Annotated in this window: 22 protein-coding genes and 1 tRNA gene; 13 read left to right on the top strand and 10 right to left on the bottom strand. The window is 63.2% G+C overall.

Annotated elements, in window-relative coordinates; translation table 11 throughout:
- Positions 1-2 precede the first annotated feature (2 nt).
- Positions 3-821, bottom strand: coding sequence for a glycosyltransferase family 2 protein (locus K5L94_RS19605; RefSeq protein WP_053450899.1), 819 nt, complete (start codon positions 819-821; stop codon positions 3-5).
- Between K5L94_RS19605 and K5L94_RS19600 the strand changes: the two genes are divergently transcribed.
- Complete coding sequence (locus tag K5L94_RS19600; RefSeq protein ID WP_053450898.1) at positions 820-1,878, top strand: CDP-glycerol glycerophosphotransferase family protein; 1,059 nt, start codon at positions 820-822, stop codon at positions 1,876-1,878. The genes K5L94_RS19605 and K5L94_RS19600 overlap by 2 nt on opposite strands.
- 76 nt (positions 1,879-1,954) lie before the next feature.
- On the opposite strand, the gene K5L94_RS19595 is transcribed toward K5L94_RS19600, so the two are convergent.
- From K5L94_RS19595 to K5L94_RS19580, 4 genes are all read right to left on the bottom strand, one after another.
- The gene (locus K5L94_RS19595; RefSeq protein ID WP_274511185.1) at positions 1,955-3,493 is read right to left on the bottom strand and encodes a PH domain-containing protein; all 1,539 of its coding nucleotides are present in this window, start codon (positions 3,491-3,493) and stop codon (positions 1,955-1,957) included.
- Entirely contained in the window at positions 3,490-3,990 is a 501-nt protein-coding gene (locus tag K5L94_RS19590) for a PH domain-containing protein (RefSeq protein WP_049457916.1), read from the bottom strand. Before K5L94_RS19590 ends, K5L94_RS19595 begins: the two co-directional genes overlap by 4 nt.
- Positions 3,991-4,065: 75 nt before the next feature.
- A complete protein-coding gene (ribA, locus tag K5L94_RS19585; RefSeq protein ID WP_274511184.1) occupies positions 4,066-5,199 on the bottom strand; it encodes a GTP cyclohydrolase II RibA in 1,134 nt (377 codons plus the stop codon).
- Positions 5,200-5,282: 83 nt separating this feature from the next.
- A complete protein-coding gene (locus K5L94_RS19580; RefSeq protein WP_006472320.1) occupies positions 5,283-6,203 on the bottom strand; it encodes a lauroyl acyltransferase in 921 nt (306 codons plus the stop codon).
- Positions 6,204-6,265: 62 nt separating this feature from the next.
- Here K5L94_RS19580 and dtd point away from each other — a divergent pair, with 62 nt between their 5' ends.
- The 9 genes from dtd to K5L94_RS21940 all read left to right on the top strand — a co-directional run bounded on the left by dtd (position 6,266) and on the right by K5L94_RS21940 (position 17,690).
- Positions 6,266-6,706, top strand: a complete 441-nt coding sequence (gene dtd, locus K5L94_RS19575; protein WP_006472318.1) for a D-aminoacyl-tRNA deacylase — start codon at positions 6,266-6,268, stop codon at positions 6,704-6,706.
- 90 nt (positions 6,707-6,796) lie between these two features.
- Positions 6,797-8,650 carry an RNA polymerase sigma factor RpoD gene (gene rpoD / locus K5L94_RS19570; protein WP_274511182.1) on the top strand — a complete coding sequence of 618 codons (1,854 nt, stop codon included), beginning with the start codon at positions 6,797-6,799 and terminating at the stop codon, positions 8,648-8,650.
- Between the two features lie 266 nt (positions 8,651-8,916).
- Complete coding sequence (locus K5L94_RS19565) at positions 8,917-9,228, top strand: hypothetical protein (RefSeq protein ID WP_053450895.1); 312 nt, start codon at positions 8,917-8,919, stop codon at positions 9,226-9,228.
- A gap of 40 nt (positions 9,229-9,268) precedes the next feature.
- Positions 9,269-9,344, top strand: a tRNA-Ile gene (locus tag K5L94_RS19560).
- A 450-nt stretch (positions 9,345-9,794) separates the two neighbouring features.
- Positions 9,795-14,540: an RHS repeat domain-containing protein gene (locus K5L94_RS19555; RefSeq protein ID WP_080374971.1), complete on the top strand. Its 4,746-nt coding sequence runs from the start codon at positions 9,795-9,797 to the stop codon at positions 14,538-14,540.
- Positions 14,541-14,544: 4 nt separating this feature from the next.
- Complete coding sequence (locus K5L94_RS19550) at positions 14,545-14,940, top strand: hypothetical protein (protein ID WP_053450893.1); 396 nt, start codon at positions 14,545-14,547, stop codon at positions 14,938-14,940.
- A gap of 592 nt (positions 14,941-15,532) precedes the next feature.
- The gene (locus tag K5L94_RS19545) at positions 15,533-16,648 is read left to right on the top strand and encodes an RHS repeat domain-containing protein (RefSeq protein ID WP_053450892.1); all 1,116 of its coding nucleotides are present in this window, start codon (positions 15,533-15,535) and stop codon (positions 16,646-16,648) included.
- A complete protein-coding gene (locus K5L94_RS19540) occupies positions 16,645-17,004 on the top strand; it encodes a hypothetical protein (protein ID WP_053450891.1) in 360 nt (119 codons plus the stop codon). Before K5L94_RS19545 ends, K5L94_RS19540 begins: the two co-directional genes overlap by 4 nt.
- A 65-nt stretch (positions 17,005-17,069) precedes the next feature.
- The gene (locus K5L94_RS21940; protein WP_080374970.1) at positions 17,070-17,690 is read left to right on the top strand and encodes an RHS repeat-associated core domain-containing protein; all 621 of its coding nucleotides are present in this window, start codon (positions 17,070-17,072) and stop codon (positions 17,688-17,690) included.
- Positions 17,691-17,951: 261 nt separating this feature from the next.
- On the opposite strand, the gene K5L94_RS19525 is transcribed toward K5L94_RS21940, so the two are convergent.
- The 4 genes from K5L94_RS19525 to K5L94_RS19510 form a co-directional block, all read right to left on the bottom strand.
- Positions 17,952-18,512, bottom strand: coding sequence for a fasciclin domain-containing protein (locus K5L94_RS19525; protein WP_425507571.1), 561 nt, complete (start codon positions 18,510-18,512; stop codon positions 17,952-17,954).
- A 178-nt stretch (positions 18,513-18,690) separates the two neighbouring features.
- Complete coding sequence (locus K5L94_RS19520; RefSeq protein WP_006472189.1) at positions 18,691-18,942, bottom strand: hypothetical protein; 252 nt, start codon at positions 18,940-18,942, stop codon at positions 18,691-18,693.
- Positions 18,943-19,034: 92 nt separating this feature from the next.
- Complete coding sequence (locus tag K5L94_RS19515) at positions 19,035-19,319, bottom strand: hypothetical protein (RefSeq protein ID WP_274511180.1); 285 nt, start codon at positions 19,317-19,319, stop codon at positions 19,035-19,037.
- Between the two features lie 155 nt (positions 19,320-19,474).
- Positions 19,475-20,305, bottom strand: a complete 831-nt coding sequence (locus K5L94_RS19510) for an alpha/beta fold hydrolase (protein ID WP_274511179.1) — start codon at positions 20,303-20,305, stop codon at positions 19,475-19,477.
- Positions 20,306-20,506: 201 nt separating this feature from the next.
- On the opposite strand from K5L94_RS19510, the gene K5L94_RS19505 reads away from it, so the two are divergent.
- A complete protein-coding gene (locus K5L94_RS19505) occupies positions 20,507-21,505 on the top strand; it encodes a GlxA family transcriptional regulator (protein ID WP_274511178.1) in 999 nt (332 codons plus the stop codon).
- A gap of 76 nt (positions 21,506-21,581) precedes the next feature.
- On the opposite strand, the gene K5L94_RS19500 is transcribed toward K5L94_RS19505, so the two are convergent.
- A complete protein-coding gene (locus K5L94_RS19500; protein WP_274511177.1) occupies positions 21,582-21,980 on the bottom strand; it encodes a DoxX family protein in 399 nt (132 codons plus the stop codon).
- 120 nt (positions 21,981-22,100) lie between these two features.
- Here K5L94_RS19500 and K5L94_RS19495 point away from each other — a divergent pair, with 120 nt between their 5' ends.
- Positions 22,101-22,520, top strand: a complete 420-nt coding sequence (locus K5L94_RS19495; RefSeq protein WP_008264957.1) for an H-NS histone family protein — start codon at positions 22,101-22,103, stop codon at positions 22,518-22,520.
- 49 nt (positions 22,521-22,569) lie between these two features.
- Complete coding sequence (locus tag K5L94_RS19490) at positions 22,570-22,977, top strand: hypothetical protein (RefSeq protein ID WP_053450886.1); 408 nt, start codon at positions 22,570-22,572, stop codon at positions 22,975-22,977.
- Positions 22,978-22,980: the final 3 nt, after the last annotated feature.

Raw genomic sequence — 22,980 nt, 5'->3', positions numbered from 1 at the left:
GTTCAGGACCGTTCCGCAGGCGCCGCCGGATCGGCCACCGCCTGGCCGTTGCCCAGCATCCACAGCATGATGGTCTTCTGCCGCACGTAGTTGGCACGCACATAGGCGTAGACCAGGCCGTGCCAGCCGTCGCGGAAGCCACCGCGGAACAGGAAGCCACGCCAGAATCGCCAGGCTGGAGCCAGCACCAGCTTGCCGAGCGTGGCGCGCTTGCCGCGTGCAAACTCGTGCTCGGCCATCATCCGGGCGTACTTCTCGGTCTTCGCCAGCTGCTGCTGCAGCGAGCGGTACGGGTAGTGGATCAGGTCCCCGTGCAGGGTGCCGACGCTGCCGTCAACGCTGGCCGCCTCGTGGATCTCGCGCTTGCCGCGCCAGCCACCGCGGCGGCGGTCGAACAGGCGCATTACCCGATCCGGGTAGGCGTTGCCATGGCGCAGGAACCTGCCGAAGTACTCCGACAGGCGCGCGAAGCGGTACCCAGCGTGGCCGGCGAAGCCGCCGTCGCGGGCCTGCTCGATGGCCGTGCGCAGTTCCGGGCTGATGCGCTCATCGGCGTCCAGGCACAGCACCCAGTCATGGCTGGCCTGCTCGACGCAGAACGCCTTCTGGCTGCGGAACCCCTCGAACCGCCGCTGCAGCACGCGGGCGCCGGCGGCCTCGGCAAGGGCCACGGTGGCATCGGTGGACTGCGAATCCACCACCACGATTTCATCGCAGAAGGCCAGCGAGGCCAGGCAGTCGCCGATGCGCCCGGCCTCGTTGAACGCGATAATGCACGCCGAGATGCGAGGCCGTTCGATGGGAGCGGTCGTGGAGGACATGATGGCCGGGTACCTGTTGTTTGCGACGGAGCGCTATGCGCTGCCTATTCTCGCCCCGTTGGCGCAGGCCTTGCACGCGTCCGGGCAGGACGTGGCCGCCTGGTTCGAGGGCGGCGCGGCCGGCAGCCACCTGCCCGGGGTGCCCAACATCGGCCTGAAGCAGGCCCTGGCGATGCGCCCGCGCGCGGTGTTCAGCGCCGCCAACTGGGTGCCGACCTTCCTGTCCGGCGCCAAGGTGCAGCTGTTCCATGGCTTCAACGTGGAGAAGCGGGACAGTGCGCGCGGTCATTTCCGGGTGCGCGGCATGTTCGACCTGTACTGCACGCAGGGCCCGGCCACCACGTCCCCGTTCCGGCAGATCGCCGCCCAGCAGGGCCACTTCGCGGTGGCCGAGACCGGTTGGCCGAAGCTGGACCCACTGTTCCGCGATGATGGCGGCGAGAGTGCCGCGCTGCGCGCGCCGGCCGCTGGTCGCCCGGTGATCCTGTTCGGTTCGACCTTCACCGAGCGGTTGAGCGCGGCCCCGCACCTGCACGCGCAGATCGCGGCCGACATCGCCGCCGGCGACCGCTACTGGCTGCTGACGCTGCACCCGAAGTGCGCGCCGGAACTGTTCGAGCGCTACCGCGCGCTGGCCGGTGCCAATGCCCGCTTCGTCGAGCCGGAGCAGGTGATGGCCGCGCAGCGCGCCGCCGATGTGCTGGTGTCGGACACCTCGTCGATCGTTTCGGAGTTCATCGTCCAGCACAAGCCGGTGGTGACCTTCCGCAACCGCGTGCCCAAGCCGCACATGATCGATTTCGACGACCCGGCACAGCTGCCGGCGATGCTGCAGCGTGCGCTGCATCCGGACGCCGCGCTGCAGGCGGAGATCGTGCGTTACGCCGATGCCATCCATCCGTACCGCGATGGCCGCTCCAGCGAGCGGGTGATCGCCGCGACCGAGGATTTCCTGTCCGGCGAAATGGGCGCGCTGCGGCGCAAGCCGTTCGGCACCTGGCTGCGCGACCTGCAGATCCGCAAGGACCTGGGCTACTGGGGCCCGTCGCAGCGGTGAGGTAGTGCCGTCCGCTGGCCGGCAAACCCGGGCATGTCTGTGGCTGCCGGCCAGCGGCCGGCACTACCGGCATGGCTCACCAGCGCAGTTTGCGCCGTGCCAGTGCCGCCGCCAGCTGTTCCATCACCCGTTGTGCCTGTTCGTGTGGCAGGTAATGCAGGGTCAGTGCCACATCACCATGCGCACCGGCGGTATCCAGCTGCAGGCTGCTGGTGCCGAGCAGCTTGTCCAGCGGCGAGCGCTGCAGGCGCAGGCCCTGCACCTTGTCCAGCTCGGCCCAGCGCCACCAGCGCTTCCACCAGCCGCCGCGCACCGCCACGTAGTGATCGTCCAGGTACCAGCCCATGCGTGCCATCTGCCGATGCGCGACCAGCAGTGCCATCGGCATCCAGGCCAGCACCACCAGCCCCCATGGTCCCCACCGCCAGTACGCGGCCGCCGCCAGCAACGGCGCCAGCAGCAGTGCACCCAGGCACAACCGCCACCAACCGCGCTGCGGAATGGACTGCCACTGTGCCGGCGGCCACTGCAGCTGCGGCAGCAGGTGCTGCACCAGCTGCTCGCAACGCGTGCGTGATGCCAGCGGCGCCAGTTCGCGCAGGGCACGGTCCTCATCGCGCGAAGGCCCGCCGGCGGCGCTGTCGATGCGCAGCTGGCGCAGCCCGAACCAGCGATGCAGGGTGCTTTCGCGCAGGGTCCAGGCCTGGATGCGGCGACGCGCCACGCTGCTGCGGGTGCGGCTGAGCAGGCCGGCCGAGACGGTCAGGCGGCGCTCCTGCTCGCTGAGCGTGAAGCCGTGGTAGCGCAGCAGGGTCAGCACCACCGACAGCACGCGCAGCGCCAGCCAGCCCAGCAGGAGCGCAGTGCCCGCCAGAAGGAACGCGCCGGCCACGCCCGGGTGCAGGTGACTGGCGTAGCCGAACGCCTCGCGGCCACCGCGCTGGAGGGCGTCATCCATCACCGGCCGTGGCACGGTCTGGAACAGCACGCCGACGGCGGCGATCGCCAGCGCCCAGCCCCGGTTGGATAGCAGGCCCATGCGCACCACGTCCCAGCTGGACAGGCGCAGCAGCACGTGTTCATTGCCGGTGTCGGCGATGTCGGCCACCGCAATCGCTTCGCTGGCCTGCGGCGCTTGCCCGCGCTGGCGCACCAGCCGCTCCAGGGCCAAGGCCTGGTCCAGCTTCAGCACCCGCATTTCCGCTTCCGGGCGCGCGCCACCGGCCGACTCCAGGCGCAGCTCGGCCACGCCGAACAGGCGGTGCAGCGGGTTCTGCCGCACTTCCACGTTGTGGATGCGGGCAAACGGGATCTCGCGGCGGTTGCGCGCAAGCAGGCCGCTGCGCACGGTGATTGCATCGTTGCCGATGCGGTAGCGGTAGCTCAGGTACTGCAGCACCGACACCAGCACCAGGACAGCAATGGCCGACAACGGGATCAGCTGGGCCCACATCGGATCGCGATCGCCGCGCTGGCCGAACACCAGCAGCGCGATCAGCGGCAGGAAGTAGTGGCGCAGCTGCATCAGCAGCACGAACAGCCACGACCATGGATGCAGGCGATGGTCTTCGCCACCGTCGGGCAGCGATGCGGGCAGGGGCGGCGGCAGGCTCACAGGGCGTCGGCGTCCTGGTCGAGCTGGTGCGAAAGGGTGTCGCGCAGGCGTTCGGCGTCGGCCTCGTCCAGGCCGCTGACGGTCACCGCGCTCATGCGCGTGCCGGCAGTGTGCACGATCAGCGTGGCCAGGCCGGCGCGGCGCTCCAGCGGCCCCCGGCGCAGGTCCAGGTGCTGCACGCGCGAAATGGGAATGCGGGTCTCCAGCTGCCACATCAGGTCGCGGCGCAGGCCCAGGCCCTGTGCATCCAGCCTCCAGCGCGTGCGGACCAGGCGACGATGGCCCAGCCACGCACCGAAGGCGATGCCGATCAGCAGCCCAAGGGCCGCAGTCCACAGCCCGCCGGGCAGATCGAAGAACCACGCCGCCGCCGCCAAGGGCAGGCCCGGCACGAACAGGCCGCCGAAGGCGCCTTCCAGTGCGGCCAGGCGGGCCGCGCGTTGCGGTAGTACCTGCCAGTCGGAGGCGGGTGGTGCAGGAATCGAGGCGTCGGTCACGCGGGCTCCGTCAGGCAGCAGGGCGGGCGATGGCGGCCGTGGCCGCACCGCGCAGACGGTAGCAGGTCGGCCGCGTTACTGGGCAGCCTGGATCAGCGCGTCCACGTCCAGCATGTGGCCCGCACGGTCGGCCTTGGTGCGCAGGTAGTGCTCGTTCTCGGCGGTGATCTCGCCGGTGACCGGAATGCAGTCCAGCACCTCGATGCCGGCATTGCGCAGGCGCTGCGCCTTGGTCGGGTTGTTGCTGAGCAGGGCCACGCGCGAGATGCCCAGGCCGTGCAGCATCGCCACCGCGCTGCCGTAGCGGCGTTCGTCGGCGCCGAAGCCCAGCTGCGCATCGGCATCGATGGTGTCCAGGCCATCGTGCTGGTAGCCGTAGGCACGCATCTTGGCCGCGATGCCGGTACCGCGGCCTTCCTGGTCCAGGTACAGCAGCACGCCGCCGCCCAGTTCCTTCAGCTTGCGCAGGCCGCGCCGCAGCTGGTCGCCGCAGTCGCACTTGAGTGAACCGAACAGGTCGCCGGTCAGGCACGAGGAATGCACGCGCACCGGCACCACCGCCGACAGGTCCGGTTCGCCGACGATGATCGCCACCTGGTCGCGCTGCGCCACGCCGCCGCGGAACACCGCGAAGGTGGTCATGCCAACGTCGCGCAGCGGCACCGGGGAGCGGGCCACCAGTTCGTAATCGTGGGCCGCATGGGCCGCGCCCTCGGCGAGGTCGCACAGGGCGACTTCGGCGGCGCCGTCGAAGGTGGCGTCACCTGCATCCAGGCGCACGGCCACCATTGCCGGCAGCAGCAGGCCCAGGCGGGCCAGTTCAACCGCGCCGGCATCGAAGGCGTCACCGGCGCTCCAGCCCTCCGGCATCGGGCCGGGCTCGCGCAGGTAGCCCAGCGAGGGCAGGGCATCGAAGGCGATGCCGGCCAGCGGCAGGCGTGCGCCTTCCGGAGCGTCCACGCCGAGTACGCGGGCGCGGGTGGCGGTCAGGAACAGGTAGTGGCGCTCGCGCGCGGCGCTGGCGAAGGCGGCAAAGCTGCTGGCGGTGGCACTGTCCAGCGCGATCACCGCCAGGCGTTGGCCCTGGCCATCGTGCAGCAGGACCGGGCGACCGGCGCGCAGTTCGGCCACCGCGCGTTCGCAGCGGATCGCGGCCGGATCGCCGAACAGGGAAGAAGCAGGCATGGCAGGACCGGGGGAGGCGGACATCGCAGTCTCTATGGGGGCGCCGGCGTCGTATTCAACGTGGTGCGGCCGCCGGTCGCAGGGACCGGTCGGGCTCAGTGGGGCCGCTAGTGGGGATGCTCTTCGGTGGCGTAGGGATCCTCCTCGCCGCTGCCCGCCGGTCGCAGCGTATAGCGCTTGTACGTCCACTGGTACTGCGCGGGGTCGCGGCGGGCGATGCGTTCGATACCGGCATTGAGCGCAGTGGCGGCCACCTGCGGGTCCGGGTCGGCCACCGCCGGATCGGTCGGTTCGATGTGCAGGGCGAATTCCATGTCCGGCCCGATGCGCTCGCACCAGCCGTACAGCACGGTGGCACCGGTGCGCTCGGCCAGCCGGTTGACCAGGGTCATGGTCAGCGCCTGCACGCCGAAGAACGGCACGAACACACCGTCGCCGGCTTTGGGTTGCTGGTCGGGCAGGATGCCGGTGGCACCACCGTCCTTGAGCACCTTGAACAGCTGCCGCACGGCCGGGCCTTCGGCGCGCACCTGCTGCACGTTCTGGCCGCCGCGCACCAGCTGCAGGAAGGCGTCGCTGGCCTCGTCCTCCGGCGGCTTGTAGACGATGGCGATCTGCCCGCGCGAGGCCAGCCACTGGTTGAGCAGCTCCCAGTTGCCGAAGTGCGGCGCAGCCACGATCACGCCCTGGCCGCTGGCCAGCGCCGCGTCATACAGCGCTTCGCCATGGCGCTGCTTCAGGTGCAGGCGCAGGTTGTCGGCCGGCTTCTGGCTCCACAGGCGCAGGGTCTCAATGGCCTGCAGCGCGGTGGAGCGCAGCAGCTCGCGGTGCAGGCGGTCGCGCGCGGTGGCATCCAGTTCGGGGTAGGCCAGTTCCAGGTTGCGCCGGGTGACGCGGCTCTCACGGGCATTGAGACTGATCCACGCCCACGCCAAGGCGCGCGCGGCGCCCCGCAGCAGCGGCCAGGGCAGGCGGGCGAACAGGGTGGTGGCGCGGTAGACCAGCCGGGCTTTGCGTTGCGGATTCATCGGCGCCAGTTTAGCCAAGGGCGCTGCTATCGTGGCCGGCCCTGTTCATTCGGAAGCCCGCGATGCTCGTCCTGATCCAACGTGTCAGCCAGGCCGCCGTGCATGTCGACGACGAAGCGGTGGGGCAGATCGGCCCCGGCCTGCTGGCGCTGGTCGGCATGGAGCCCGGCGATACCGAGGCCCAGCTGCAGCGGATGGCCGAGCGCCTGCTGGGCTACCGGGTGTTCGCCGATGAGGCCGGGAAGATGAACCGGTCGCTGCGTGACACCGGCGGCGGCCTGCTGCTGGTCAGCCAGTTCACCCTGGCCGCCGACACCCGCTCGGGCATGCGCCCGAGCTTCACCAGCGCGGCGCCGCCGGACGAGGCTGAACGCGGGTTCAATCGATTTGTCGGGATCTGTCGTGAAAATCACGCGCCGGGGGTGGAAACGGGCCGATTTGGTGCCCATATGGTCGTCAGCCTGGTCAATGACGGTCCCGTGACCTTCCTTCTCAGGCCCTGAGCTTGCGGGACCACCGCCCGGCAGGCGGGGCCCCGGGCTGGTATAATGCTACGTTCCCTATTTCTCCCTAGCCGGTGGCGCGAGCACTACATGGCCAACGAACGTCCTGCCCAATCCGAAATCAAGCAACTGATCAGCAAGGGCCTGGAACAGGGCTACCTGACCTACGCCGAAGTCAATGACCATCTGCCGGACGACATGGTCGACCCGGAACAGATCGAAGACATCATCGGCATGATCAACGGCATGGGCATTGATGTCCATGAAGTTGCGCCGGATGTGGAAACCCTGCTTCTCAACGACGGCAACACCGGTAACCGCGAAGTCGATGACACCGCGGCCGAAGAAGCCGCCGCCGCGCTGAGCGCGCTCGACACCGAAGGTGGCCGTACCACCGACCCGGTGCGCATGTACATGCGCGAAATGGGCACCGTCGAGCTGCTGACCCGCGAAGGCGAAATCGCCATTGCCAAGCGCATCGAGGAAGGCCTTTCGCAGGTGCAGGCCGCCCTGGGCCAGTTCCCGGTGTCGGTCGAGTCGCTGCTGAACGACTATGAAGCCCACAAGGAAGGCAAGAAGCGCCTGGCCGAAGTGATCGTCGGCTTCAACGACCTTACGGACGAAGCCCCGGCGCCGGCCGCGGCTACTGCTGATGACAGCGACGATGCCGACGCCGATGGCGACGAGGACGAGGACGATGATGTCGAGGGTGGCGAGGAAGAAGCCGCACCGACCGGTCCGGACCCGGAGGAAGTCGCCGCGCGCATGCAGGCGCTGAGCGATGCCTTCACTGCCTTCAAGAAGGCGGCGACCAAGGGCGACAAGAAGAACCTGCCGCGCCTGCGCGAAGAGATGTCGGCGGTGTTCGTCACCCTGAAGCTGCCGCTGCCGCTGACCGACGTGCTGACCAAGCAGCTGCGCGACACCATGGCCGACATCAAGTCGCATGAGCGCCGCGTGCTGAACCTGGCCACCGTTACCGCCCGCATGCCGCGCAAGGACTTCATCCGTTCCTGGGAAGGCAACCAGACCAACCTGGAATGGGTGGAAGATGCACTGAAGCGCAAGCAGAAGTGGTCTTCGGCGCTGCGTGAAGTGAAGGACCAGATCATCGCCGAACAGCAGGCGACGATCGACATCGAGAAGCTGACCCAGCTGGACCTGGAAGAGCTGAAGGAAATCAGCCGTGCCATGGCCTACGGTGAAGCCAAGGCGCGCAAGGCCAAGAAGGAAATGGTCGAGGCCAACCTGCGCCTGGTAATCTCGATTGCCAAGAAGTACACCAACCGCGGCCTGCAGTTCCTCGACCTGATCCAGGAAGGCAACATCGGCCTGATGAAGGCCGTGGACAAGTTCGAGTACCGCCGCGGTTACAAGTTCTCGACCTACGCCACCTGGTGGATCCGCCAGGCGATCACCCGCTCGATTGCCGACCAGGCACGCACCATCCGTATTCCGGTGCACATGATCGAGACGATCAACAAGTTGAACCGCATTTCCCGCCAGATGCTCCAGCAGTACGGCCGCGAGGCCACGCCGGAGGAGCTGGCCAAGGAAATGGACATGCCGGAAGACAAGATCCGCAAGGTGATGAAGATCGCCAAGGAGCCGATCTCGATGGAAACCCCGATCGGCGACGACGAGGATTCCCATCTGGGCGACTTCATCGAGGACACCAATGTGGAGTCCCCGATCGAGAACACCACCAACATCAACCTGTCTGAAACCGTGCGCGACGTGCTGGCCGGCCTCACCCCGAGGGAAGCCAAGGTGCTGCGCATGCGCTTCGGCATCGACATGAACACCGACCACACGCTGGAAGAGGTCGGCAAGCAGTTCGACGTGACCCGCGAGCGCATCCGCCAGATCGAAGCGAAGGCCCTGCGCAAGCTGCGTCACCCGAGCCGCTCGGAGCAGCTGCGCAGCTTCCTGGATATCGATTGATTTCCAGCGGCTGTTGAAGCGTTGAGAGAAACCCCGCCTGGTGCGGGGTTTTTCTTTGGTGGGTGCCGGGACATGCCCGACGGCTCTTGCCGATGTCGCATCTGCCGTTTGAATTCTTCCTGCGACGGTCGCACGCTGATCGCGCAGATGCTCAACACATCCCGTAGGCGGGCCGGTCATCACCGGCGCCGATGCAAGCGCGCGGCAGGTCACGTGCAACTCGCACGGCCTGCGGCATTGATTCGTCATGCATCTGGAGTCACGCCATGAATGATGTGGAGCACGATTTGCCTGAGCCCGTACGAGCCGATTTCCCGCCGCTGCTGGACTGGGATGAGGTGATGCGGGATGAGTGCGAGGATCGGTTGGGGTTTGCACGCCGTACAACGTATGCGCTGCTGACGCTGTCGGAGGCCGGATTGCTTGCCGGCTTCAGTGGCGACAACCAACAGGGACTGGAGGAAGTCAGAAGGATGGTCGCGTTGTTCCAGGCATACCTGAGGCGGCAGGTATGGCTCGCGGAAGCAGCGGAGAGGCGGCTGGGGCGTGTTTCGGAGGCGTTTGCCGCCGCCGGGTAGCCGATCGAGCGCGGCCTCCACTACACTGTGACGCTGCGCAGGGCCTATAGCTCAACGGTTAGAGCAGGGGACTCATAATCCCTTGGTTCCAGGTTCGAATCCTGGTGGGCCCACCACATTGACGTCCGGCGAAGTCCAGAGGGCGTCCAACATCGTCGGAATTACGCGGTCTCAGTTGGAATGGGCGCCGCTGCACGTGCTTCTGAATGCCGCCTAGGCCATGCAGCCTTCCACAATCGACTTGGAGCTACCTCATCAGTTCTGCATGAAGAGGTGCCCTGCTTGGATGCCCAAGCTAGCCGGCCCTGTGTCCACTGCGCTCTGAGGAGTACTTGTAGCCTATGAACATGCCCGGCGGGTCAGGCTGTGCGGAAACTGCCGCCCGGGATTCTGCGACCAGTACGCGTGTGCGTTGGGGCGGCCCCTCATAGATCTAGTAGCACGAGACAAGCAGAGGAAACCAAATGAGCCAATAAGCCATGATCATTTCAGAGGTGAGATGAATTCTTATTTGACGGATCCTGGCTTGCTGTGAAAAAGTCGCTCTCAACAATCAGGGGGCGGAAATGCGGATCGAAACAAGGAACGTCGCGGTCGGCCCGCGTGCGAGTGGATGCGCGGTGCTCGCACTTCTATTTGGGCTCTGCTTCGCCGCGCGGGCGCAGCAGGTAGTTCAGCAGCCCTATCAAGAGTACGACAAGAAGCTCAACTCGGCTGAGCAGGTCGGTCCACTGACATCAGAGCTCTTCGGTGACTCGATCAATGTGTACGACCAGAGCGGATACTTCAAGCAGACCGATATCGACTTGGCAGGTAACAACTTGCTACCGGTACGGCTAGAACGCCGATTGAATGTGAGGCCCATTCCCGACAACGGTTCGCCGCCATTGATCTATGGTGGTGCGGGTGACTGGAGCATCGATGTACCTTTCATCTCCGGCGTATTCGATTCCCAGTATGGATGGACCTATCGAGGTTCTCGGAAAGATCCGCGCTGTAGCACCAACTTCATTCCCTATACGCCGCCGACAGTCCGCATTGAAGACATCTGGTCTGGCTATACCGTCAATCTTCCCGGGGAGGGCGCGCGGTCGCTGATGGGTGACCCACCTGCCGGCCTCAAGCCAGTCAGTCGTCAGAGCGAAAACTGGAGCTGGACCACCAGTGCGATGGACACCGTCAGTTGCACGCCGATGATCGCCGGTCTGGAGGGCGAGGGCTTCATTCTGCAGACCACATCGGGCATCAAGTACACCTTTAATATTGGCACGCAGCGCGCTGTGGGTCTGATGGGATCCATCGGCGCCAACTCTGCCCAAGCGCGCGTAGAGATCTATCTGCTGGCAAGTCGAATCGAAGATCGCTTTGGTAACAGTGTCAGCATCAGCTATAACGGGAACGGCTATCCGACCAACATCACGTCCAGCGATGGGCGCTCGATCTTGTTGAATTATGTAGGAAATCGCCTGCAGAGCGCCTCGGCAAATGGCCGCACCTGGACTTACGGATATGCAGGAAACTCGCTGCAGCGGGTTACCCAGCCGGACGGTGCCTGGTGGGAGATCAACCATCTCTCCGACATGCGTATCGCCTATGAGAACTGGCCGGAGGACCCGTCGCAGGGGTGTGGCAGTCCGCCTTTTCGGGACAAGATCTACACCCTTCAGATGAAGCATCCATCTGGTGCGATCGGTACGTTCTCCTTCCGGAATGGGCGACGCTATCGTGCAGGAGTTCCGGCGAGCTACTGCATCAAAGAGGCGCGCGATGGTCAGATGATTCAGTATCTCGCGATTGCCAACTACTTTGAGAACTTTGGTCTGACGGAGAAGACCATTGAAGGTCCGGGTATTGCTCCCATGCGCTGGACGTATACGGACAAGGGGGATTATCAGGACTACTGGGCGGGGAACTATCCCTACTGCAGCACCTGCACCCAGTCCAAGGCGGTGAGAATCACGCAGCCTGACGGAAGCTGGGTCGAAGAGATCTACGGAATTGTTTTCCGGTTCAATGATGGGAAGCTTCTTGGCCGGCGTGCCGGCAATGCGGCAGGAACGGTGCTCGAGACCGAAGAACTGACGTATGTTTCAGATGCGCAGATGCCTTCGATGCCCTTTCCCGATCGCTACGGCTGGACGTGGGGAGGTAACGACGGCAGCTCGGCACTGCTAAGGCCGCTGCAACGACGTCAGGTCACGCGGGATGGTGTGACGATGACCTGGCAGGCCAACTCCTTTGATAGCTATGGGCGCCCGGCGAGCGTGACCCGCAGCAGCTCGCACGGGGGAAGTCGGACTGATGTCACCACTTACTACAACGACACCAGTGGCTGGATCCTTGGCCTGCCTGCCAGCCGGACCAACAGCGACACAGGTCTGGTCGAAGCCCAGAACACCTACACTGCGAAGGCGCAGTTGGTTGAGCAGCGAAGTTTTGGAAGGCTTATCCACCGGCTGGGCTATCACGCCGATGGCAATGTCGCGTCGGTCAAGGATGGCAATGGCAACACGACCACGTTGGAGCGATGGAAGCTGGGAATTCCACAATGGATAAGCCATGCCGACGGCACGGTGACCCGGGCCGCCGTCAACGATTCTGGCTGGATTACCGCCGTCGCCGACGAGAATGACTACCTCACCCAGTACGAATATGACGCGATGGGGCGGCTGACACGCGTCGAGTATCCCAGCGATGACAGCGTCGCCTGGAATGCAAAGAGGCAGGCACTCGAGTGGGTGCCGCTTAATGAGTACGGTATTCCTCCGGGTCATTGGCGGCAGACAACGGCCACGGGCAACGCACGCAAGATCACCTACTTCGATGCGTTGCTGCGGCCGATGCTGACCCAGGAGTTCGATGCGGGCAATCAAGCCGCCACGCAGCGCCTGCAGTTGTTTGCCTACGATGCCCAGGGGCGGCAGACATTCTCGTCGTATCCGGTTTCAGACTTCCCGGTTCCCTGGAAGGGGACCTGGAAGGAGTACGACGCCCTGGGGCGGCTGATCTCAAGTTCGCAGGACAGCGAACATGGTCTGCTGTCCACCCTCACCGAGTATCTGCCAGGTGGGCAGATGCGCGTGACCAACCCCAGGGGGCAGGTGACGCAGACCCGGTTCCAGATGTTCGATGAGCCGTCCTATGAGCACCCGGTGTCGATCCAGATGCCGGAGGGGGCGGTGATGAATATCGCCCGGGATGTCTTCAACAAGCCATTGATCATCGCCCGCGGCAATGCCAATGGCAGCCAGACGGTGGCTCGCCGCTATGTCTATTCGCCCAGCCAGCAGCTGTGCAAGACGATCGAGCCGGAAACCGGCAGCACCCTGATGGATTACGACGGCGCCGGCAATCTGATCTGGTCGGCATCCGGGGTCGATTCTCCATCGCCACTGACCTGCAATACCGAGGCCATCAGCAGCAGCGGTCGCGCCGTCTATCGCGAGTATGACGCGCGGAATCGGCCAACCTATCTGCGGTTCCCCGACGGAAACGGCAATACGAGTTGGACGTATACGCCGGATGGGCTCCCGTCGCGATTGTTGGTCCGGAACGATTCTGGCGCCACGACGGCGTCCAATCACTATTTCTACAACAAGCGCCGCCTGTTGACAGTGGAAAGGGTGTCTCAGCCTGATTGGAACGATTGGCCCATCATCTACAGCTACAACGCCAATGGCCACCCTTCCGGGCAGACCTGGCCGAGCGGGCTGACGGTCGACTACGCGCCGGATGCGCTGGGCCAGGCTACACGGGTCGGGAACTTCGCTACCGACGTTCGCTACTACGCGAATGGCGGCATCAAGCAATTCACCTATGGCAACGGCATCGTGCACACGATGCAGCAGAACGAGCGTCAACTGCCTTCTCGGACCACCGATTCGGGTGTTCTCGACTTTGATACGCGATTTGATCGGAACGGCAATGTCAGCGACATCTATGACCTGGCACTGGGAGCGTTCTACAACCGGCACATGCTCTATGACGGTCTGGATCGACTGATCGCGGCAGGCTCCAACAACTTTGGCGGTGATTCCTGGCACCGGTTCAGCTATGACACGCTGGACAACCTGACCAGCTGGATGCTGCCGGGTGTCAAAGACCATCGCTACTGGTACGACGCGCACAACCGCCTTACCAATGTGCGGGATGGTGTGGGCAACACGCTTATCGGCCTGAGCTATGACGTGCAGGGCAACCTGAAGCTGAAGAATGGCCTCAACCACAGCTTCGACTTCGGCAATCGACTGCGCGAGGTGACTGGTAAAGAGACCTATCGCTACGACGCGCTGGGGCGCCGCATCCTTGCCTCCGCCCCAGGACTGGGAGTGGTGCTTTCGCAGTACGCACAGGACGGTCGGCTGGTATTCCAGAGTGATGGCCGCAAGGGGCTGGGGCGCGAGTACGTTCATCTGGCCGGCAGCCTGATCGCTCGCCGGGACTACGCAGGCGCCGACGCCAAGATCACCTACCTGCACACCGATGCGCTGGGAAGCCCGGTTGCCAGTACGGATGCTTCCGGCAACGTGATCGAGCGTACTCATTACGAGCCGTACGGCGCGCCGATCGGCAAGGTGGTGGATGGCCCTGGGTACACCGGGCATGTGATGGATGGTGAGACCGGGCTGGTGCAGATGCAGCAGCGGTACATGGATCCGCAGTTGGGGGTGTTCTTGTCGGTGGACCCGGTGACGGCGTATGAGCAGCCGGTTGGGCAGTTCAATCGGTATCGGTATGCCAATGGGAATCCCTACAAGTTCACGGATCCGGATGGGCGGGAGAGTGGTGCAGCCTACTCGGCAATGTACCGGGCCGAGCTGAAGTATGGGATGAATACCAGTGGCACAACTCTTACTAAGGAGCAAGTGGGAGTAATGGTTGACTTTATGCCGATATTTGGCGATGCGAAGGGTTTTGTTGATGCCTATAACAATCCCTCGCTTGTCAGTATCGGGGCCGCTATGTTGGGTGTGGCCGGTCCACTTGGTGATGGTGCCGCAAAGCTGATAAAAGGAGTTGACCGAGCTGCAAGTGGCGTGAAGCTGAGTAAACAGCTTGGTAGTGAGCAGCAGCTTGGCGAGCTGATGTCAGGAAAGGGAGAGGTCATCGCTGGCGGGCAGAGTGGAGTTCTTTTGCGGGATTCGCCGCGCCTCAGTGCTGTTCATGGAGGAAGTGCCTCTGATTGGGTCAAGGTATCAAGCTCGTCGCACAAGGCGCCAGATGGGCAGCAATTCTCTACTCATGCATATCAGAATCAGGCGACCGGACAAGTCGTTGAGCCAAAAACAAAGTTGATTGAAGAAGGGAGATAGACTGATGCGAGTAAAAGTCGTCAGCAATTGGGTTGATATTCTTGCCGGGCTTGGCGCGGAAGGGAGAGTAAAGTCGACGCTGTTCCTGGGTGCTGGGAATGAGTACACGGTATTCGGACTTAGTCTCCATAGGGAGTCGAGCATTTACAGGGGCGGGACGCTCGTCTGCAAGGTAATCGATGACTATGGGAATCTGACTTCTGCGCCAATCGGCATATTTGATGTTATTGATGGGTCCATGCCGAAAGAATGGCGCATTGAGAAGCGGTTTGATGGGGTGTTCATGTGGCCAGATTTATTTCATAGGGAATTCTTCTTTGACGATCTGTCGGAAGGTGTTCCGGAGTGTGTGGCCGAATTTAGGAATCTTAGGTATATAATGGAGGGCGAGGGTGGGTGAATTTTATCGTGGCGGAACTACGGTGGCTCGGAGGATACTCAGGAATAAATACTGCTTGGATGATGAATGATCTAGACCCGGGCTGCGTAATTGGCAGGCCATAGGGTTGGATCCATCGTTGGGGATCAGGACTAGCTTCACGAGCCAAGTGCAGTCTTCTGCTGTCAATGGCGCTAAGGGAACCGTGCCGGGATGGGGCGCAGTAAAACGTGGTCGCTGACTGAAGGCAGGTCGCAAGTCGGCCATGAATTGGATGGTGGAAGGGAGGGGCTTCCGCATTACCAGGCAGAGGGTGTGAGAGGACATGCTTTCTGGGGCAAAGGTTAGTGTAGGTGCGCTTGCTATGACCGGCATGATTGAGTAAGTCACTGAAGAGCCACGAGATGACCCCTATGAGCTTGGGGATGCTCAGGTTCGCGACCTGATTCTTCGCGAGCAGCCCCCCCTCTGTGCACAAGGCTTGGATCGTGACCTGGGCGCACGGTAGGCGTCGTACCTTAGGTTCGGTCGAACATCTGTCACTTGTTCAGGCCCGCGACCAAGTGTCAAAGACCATCGCTACTGGTACGACGCGCACAACCGCCTTACCAATGTGCGGGATGGTGCGGGCAACACGCTCATCGGCCTGAGCTATGACGTGCAGGGCAACCTTAAGTTGAAGAATGGCCTCAACCACAGCTTCGACTTCGGCAATCGGTTGCGCGAGGTGACTGGCAAAGAGACCTATCGCTACGACGCGCTGGGCAGGCGGATCCTTGCATACTCGCCTACTAAGGGAAATGTACTTTCCCAGTACTCTCAGGACGGCAGGCTGGTATTCCAGCGCGATGAACGAAAGGGACTGTGGCATGAGTACGTCCATCTGGCCGGCAGCCTGATCGCGCGCCGCGACTACGGTGACGCAGAGGCCAAGATCACCTACCTGCACACCGATGCGCTGGGAAGCCCGGTTGCCAGTACGGATGCTTCCGGCAACGTGATCGAGCGTACTCATTACGAGCCGTATGGCGCGCCCATCGGCAAGGTGGTGGATGGCCCTGGGTACACCGGGCATGTGATGGATGGTGAGACCGGGCTGGTGCAGATGCAGCAGCGGTACATGGATCCGCTGCTGGGGATGTTCCTATCTGTGGACCCGGTGACGGCTCACGAGAATCCTGTCGGAATGTTCAATCGCTATCGTTACGCTGCGAGCAACCCATACAGGTTCAAGGACCCTGACGGCCGCTGCTATACAAGCACGGGGGCGTGCATGACGGAGGCTGAGTTTGAACAGGCGTGGAAAGGGGAGCCAAGTCGGGTCCTGAACACGATCGGAAGCCCGTTGGGGACTGTCGCAGACGCCTTGAATGGCGATTTCAAGGGCATGATTGTGGGCGCGGTGATGTCTCGTGCCCCGGGTGGAAAGAGCGGAGTCAAGGCGGCAGGGTTCTTTGTCCGATTTGGAAAGGGCGCAGAGAGCGCTGAATCGCTTGCAGCTCAAGCCGTCAAGGCGGAGAAGGCCGGGTTCCCGCATGGGGTTTCGGTCAAAGCGCAGGAGAGGGTGAGTGCGGCAGATAGACTCAAAAACCGGGTTGCCGATCAGGCGGAGGCAAAGAGCGCGTTCAATACACCTCAAACCGGGAACAATCCGAACCACCATACTGTGGAACTCCCCAAGCCAGTAACGGAGAAAGTGGCTCAGAAGTTTAATGAGGTTTACAAATGAAGATCGAATTGCTTGTGGAATGGTACGACGGTGAGTTGCAGCAAGTGATGGAAGATGGTGGTCGATACCTATACGCAATCTGCGTGGAGGCAGACTTCAGTAAGCCCTTGCAGGATAGGGTCTACTTCGTGATCAATATTCTTGCGAAGGAGAAGCGAATGATTGAGCGCTTTCTCGCTGACGCAGACATGGATGGCCTTGATCGTCTGCTGCGCGATGAATTGTACGGTCGCCGAGGTGCGATTTTCTTAGGGGATCCAAACAATTGGAGGGTGGAGTCGGCTGATTTCAGTATTGAGCCAGCCCCCTATCTCAAATTCTTCGCGTTTCCAGTCGTCGATGTATTGGTGGCTTGAATCTGTGGACAGCGGTGCCGTTATGGGTAGTCCCAGCCCCGTACGTCAACTAAAAGCAGCGGTATATGGATCCGCAGTTGGGTGTGTTCCTGTCGGTCGATCCGGTGACGGCGTATGACCAGCCTGTGGGGCACTTCAACCGGTATCGGTATGCCAATGGGAATCCCTATAAGTTCACGGACCCGGAGGGCCGGCAGAGTCTGCCGCGTTCGGTATACGAGATCGACTGGACGAAGCCTGAAACTAGACAGGCGCTCCGTGAAGCTGTCTCCATGGTCGCGGACTTCCGCGCGGTGGCAGTGTCAAGTACAGCCACGGAAGCCGACGCCATGACCACTCGCAAGATTCCGCCATTCCCCGTCGATGAACCCACCAACGACGACGACAACCCCGCCTTTGACCTCAGCACCTTCCAGGGCTGCCTGAAGCGCATCCGCGATGGCGAAGGGTCCGATGGCATGCTGTGGCCGGAAGAGAACCTGTCAGACGGCCGCCGTCAGTCCTTGGCCAGGATCGACCGCGCGGCGGTGGGCATGCTGACCGCAGTGGAGATGCTGCATGCGGCCAGTCGCTGCGAATCCACGGCCACGCCCGACCGCCATCTGGATGAAGGGGTTGTTGAGGGCCTGTTTTTCGCGTGCCGCGAATTGGCGGAACTGGTATGCAGGGAAGTCAGGCCATCCTGACCTCTCGCGCCCGGGCAACCCCTCACCCCATCTCGCGGTGAGTCGCCATTGCTGGACGCATTCAGTGGACGTTGCCGATCTGGCGACCGTTCTACAGCCGGCAGATGCTCCACGACCGCCTGGACCGAGTGATCGTGGCAGGCTTCAACAATCGGGGGCAACGACCATCGCTACCGGTCAAAGGGTGCGGCCGTCCATAGCCGGGTCTTCTCTCACAACAGCGGCAGCCGCCGTACGCGACTGCCGCGGATACAGTCGTGGTTACTTCGGCATCAACACCGTGTCGATCACGTGGATCACGCCATTGGACTGGCCCACATCGGCAATGCTGATTCCCGCCTTGCCACCCTTGGCATCGATGACCCACAGCTTGCCGTCATGCAACGCGACGGTGAGGGATTCACCTTCAACGGTCTTCAGCATGGCCTTGCCGCCGTGCTTCCTGGCATCGGCCATCAGTTGCGCGGAACTGTAGTTGCCCGGCACCACGTGGTAGGTCAGGATCTTCGTCAACTGCGCCTTGTTTTCAGGCCTTACCAGCGTATCGACCGTGCTTGCGGGCAACTTGCCGAAGGCTGCATTGGTGGGTGCGAAAACGGTGAAGGGGCCAGCACCATTGAGGGTATCGACCAGCCCGGCTGCCTTGACCGCGGCGACCAGGGTGGTGTGGTCCTTGGAGTTGATGGCGTTCTGGACAATGGTCTTGCTGGGATACATCTCCGCTCCGCCCACCATCACGGCGTTGGCGGCGAAGCTCAAGGAAGTGGCTGAAACGAGTACGGCGAAGCTGACGGTGGCGGCTATCCGCTGAAGAGCTTTCACGGCGCGTTCCTCTATGGGAGGCCCGCAAGGCGCGGGCATCCTACATACGCGGGGGCGCGGAGCTTGGATGCAGGCAGCTGCATCCGGGTGCTTCTTCGCCGGAGGTGGCGACGCGTTGTAAAAGGCGAGTGAACGCCTGCGTCTGCTGGCGCGCTACTCGATACGAACCGCGTGCGACTCAGCGACGCGGATGACGAATGTCGGATGGGCTGCTTGAAAGACGCGCGTTGCTGATGGCCTGGCGGACGCCACAGTTGCGGCAGGCCAGCACGGTTCCCCCGGCGACATGTTCCATCTCATCTTCGCCCCACACGCTCGTAGCGCCGCAGGCCGTGCATGTCGCTACGATCTGCAGTGCCCGCGCCAGAGTGCCATGCTCTCCGGCTTTGTACGTCAGGTTGGTGATCTGAAACAGTCCGGTATGACTCATGGGAAGGCCGGCAAATATCGGTTGACTGAAGGCTAGCGCCGAACAGGTATCGGCAGTGTCGGTGCGATGTTGAGGGAAGGTCCAGGCGCCGGCTATTCGCCGTTGCGTCGATTGAGCTCTTCGAGCCGTGCCCGGCTGACGGACTGGTGATTGCCGCAGGTTGGGCAACTGAGGGCCGCTGCCCCATCGAGATCGACCAGCCCATGGTTGGGAATCGCCCTGAACTGCCAGGAGCACTTGATGCAGGCGCAGTCGATTCGAGTGACCTGCAGGAGTGTGCCGTCCGCGCGCGTCACTCCCTCGACGCTGGTTACGTAGAACTGTCCGATGTCACGCATGGAGATGAACGAGCGCCCTGACTTGAATGGGGCGCTCATCATGCTGCTTTGCCGGTCGCATGACACGAAGGGCGCTTGGTCGAATTCTTAAGAATTAAGAATTCATGTCTCGACCTGGACCTGGTGTGTGTGACAGGCGGCTCTCGCCATCCATGTCCGGGAAGTGCCTGAAGCACTTCCCGGTTCCTTCATGATCAGCTTTCCAGGAACGCCAGCAGGTCGGCGTTGATCCGGTCCGCGTGCGTGGTCGGAATGCCGTGCGGTGCACCTTCGTAGGTGATCAGCTTGCCGTTCTTCACCAGCTTCGCGGAGAGAACGCCGGAATCCGCATACGGAACCACCTGGTCATCGTCGCCATGGATGACCAGCACCGGAATGGAGATGCCCTTCAGGTCATCGGTGAAATCGGTCTGCGAGAAGGCAACGATGCCATCGTAGTGCGCCTTCGCCGAGCCCTGCATGCCCTGTCGCCACCAGTTCCAGATTACCGCGTCGGAGGCCTTCGCACCGGGGCGGTTGTAGCCATAGAAGGGGCCTGACGGCACGTCGTGGTAGAACTGCGCACGGTTGGCCGCCAGCTGCGCCTGGAAGTCGTCGAAGACCTCCTTGGGCGTGCCCTGCGGGTTTGCCGCAGTCTTGACCATCAGCGGCGGCACCGAGCTGATCAGCACCGCTTTGGATACATTCCTCTCGCCGTGGCGGGCGATGTAGCGAACCACCTGGCCACCCCCGGTGGAATGGCCGACATGCATCGCCCCCTGGGTGCCCAACTTCTCGACCACCGCCGCAACATCGTCCGCGTAGTGATCCATGTCGTGGCCATCCCACACCTGGCTGGACCGTCCATGCCCACGGCGGTCGTGCGCGACCACGCGGTAGCCCTTGTTGACGAAGAACAGCATCTGCGCGTCCCAGTCGTCGGAGGTGAGCGGCCAGCCATGATGGAAATGAATGACCTTGGCGTCACGCGGACCCCAATCCTTGTAGAAGATTTCGACGCCGTCTTTCGTGGTAACCGTAGCCATTTCAGGGTTCCTCGCTGTTGTGAGTCGGGGGGCGTCCTGCATGCCGGCGACCTTGTATCGGCGCAGGAGGAAGGACGCTGTCAGTGCGGGTTGTGGAGTGGCCTCAGGCGCGCATTTCCCTCTATCCTGAGGCGGCCATCACTCCGTCCGAATCCATTCTAGGTAGCGCTGCATCAATTGAAATTGGCGGAGGTGACATTCATGGGTATCGAAACTGACAAGCGGATTGAAATCGCTCTGCTGATCTATCCCGATTGCCAGATGGCGGCGATCCACGGCCTGACCGATCTGTTCCGGATCGCGAATGAATGGGCCAGGTATCCGCACGAAGATGACCGGCAGTGTTTCATACGGGTGACACACTGGCAGTTGAACCCGGCATCGGGGCGCATGGAATGCTGCTGGGACAGTGATCCCGGCGATGTGAATGCTCCCGCATTCGTGATCTCACCCCCCAGCGTTGCGATGCCCGAACGGATGTCCGCGATGCCACGCCAGGCACAGTGGCTCAAGGAGCTCCATTCGCTCGGTGCGATCATGTGCTCGGTCTGCGCAGGCGCCTTCGTGCTCGCACAGACCGGCCTGCTTGCGCGACGCCGGGTCACCACGCATTGGGCATTCGCGGAGCTGCTTGCCAGCACGTATTCCGACGTGCAGGTGACGACCGAGAACGTTGTCATCGATGACGGTGACGTCATTACGTCCGGCGCGATCCTTGCCTGGAATGATCTCGGTCTGTTGATCGTCGATCGCACGATGGGCTCCAGTGTGATGCTGGCAACGGCGCGCTTCATGCTCAGCGATGGGATCCGGCAGGACCCGCGGCCACTGCAGGGATTCCTGCCAAGGTTCGATCATGATGATGCGGCGGTGCTGGCCGTCCAGCGCTTCATCCTTTCGCAGCCGGGAAAGCGCCACACGGTGATCGCCTTGGCCGAGCGTGCGCATCTCACCGAAAGAACCTTCATCCGCCGCTTCCAGAAGGCCACCGGATTCAATCCGGCCGACTATATCCGCCAGGTCAGGATGGCCAAGGCGAGGGACGCGCTGCAGCTCGGGGATCTTCCCGTTGCCCGGATAGCCGCGTCACTGGGATACGACGACGCGGGATCCTTCCGCAAGGCGTTCCAGGGCATCGTTGGCATGTCCCCTTCAGCGTATCGGGATCACTTCCGGATCCGGCGGCGTATGCAGGGCTGAGCTCCTCAGCGCTGAGGTGTGCGTGTCGCCCTGGGCGCGAGGACGGCATCGGGCAATGCCCGGCGTTGCGCCTCCGTCATCGCTGCGCGCGCCGCCCGCGCCCATCAATGCTGTAACGCCCGGCCCCGGTGCAGGCCAGCAGCAGGAATCCACCGGCCAGCCCGAGGTTCTTCAGGAACATGATCTGCTGGGTCGGGTCGGCGACGTTGTGGTGGAAGATGAAAGCGGTCACCAGGCTGAAGCCCGCCAGCACCACCGACACCAGGCGGGTCTGGAAGCCGAGCAGGATGCAGAGCCCGCTGCCGATCTCGAAGGCGATGGTCGGCCACAGCAGGATGCCCGGCACGCCCATCGCTTCCATGTAGCCCTGGGTGGCACCGGGGTCGCCGAGCTTGCCGATGCCGGAAACCAGGAACAGCGCCATCAGCAGCAGGCGTGCAAGCAGGTAGGCGAGCGAATGCGATGAGGTGCTCACGTCGATGTCCTCGGAGATGGCGTGCGAAGGCGATCGGAGCCCAGCGGCGGTGAAGCCTGTGTGTATGCCCGGGCATCAGGATGCCTTGACAGCCGCCGCGGCGCGGTAGACCTTTCCCGCATGACGATTGATATTGAATCGCTCAGCCTTCGCGAGCTGGGCGCCCTGGTGGTTGCCGCTGAACAGCGGAAACAGCTGATTTCCAACCGCCGCCCGGCCAGTGCGGTACGCCGCCTGCTGAAGGCCGCAGCGGCCGAAGCGGGGTATACCCTCGAGGAGCTGTTCGGCGGAGAGGCCATCGAAGAGGCCGCCCCGCGCCGGAAGCCGGCACGGCGCAGGACCGGGAAAGTGGCGGCCAAGTACCGCGACCCGGAGTACAAGCGGCTCACCTGGTCCGGCCGTGGGCGCATGCCGCGCTGGCTGGCCGCCAAGGTCCAGAAGGGCCACAAAGTGACCGACTTCCTCATTCCGGGGCTGGCCAAGCCGACGGCGCGCAAGAGCAGCCCGATCGGCAAGCGCACGGTCTTCAAGAAGGATTGACCCGGTGGCGCTGTTACCCTGCCTAGGTCTTTGAACGAAGGAGCAGGCGATGGCATACAGCGGCAGCATGACGATCACGCCGAAGTGGCTGTACCTTGCCGCAGGCCTGTCGGTGCTGGTCAGCCTGCTGGCCTGGTCCGTGGAATGGAGCGGGCTGGCCTACGTCTGCCCCTACTGCCGCGTGCAGCGCACGGTGATCGGCGTGCTCGGGCTGTTGATGCTGTTCGCGCGGCCAGGCGGCCTCATCGTGCCCTGGCTTGCGTACACCTCAGGCGGCTTCGCGTTCGTGGTGGCCGCCATGCAGCACTTCAACGGCTGGAAGCGCATCTCTGCCGGAGAGTTCAGCTTCAACGCGCAGTGGTACATCGATCCGTGGCTGTTGTCCGGGTGCGCGATGCTGATCCTGGTGGCGCAGCTGATGCTGGTACAGGCCGCCAGCCGGCCCAGGCCGCGCTGAGTG

The sequence above is a fragment of the Stenotrophomonas forensis genome, from assembly GCF_028752115.1.
Taxonomy (GTDB): Bacteria; Pseudomonadota; Gammaproteobacteria; order Xanthomonadales; family Xanthomonadaceae; genus Stenotrophomonas; species Stenotrophomonas forensis.
Note: the sequence above shows the minus strand (reverse complement) of the source record. Positions and strands in the feature narration are given on the sequence as shown.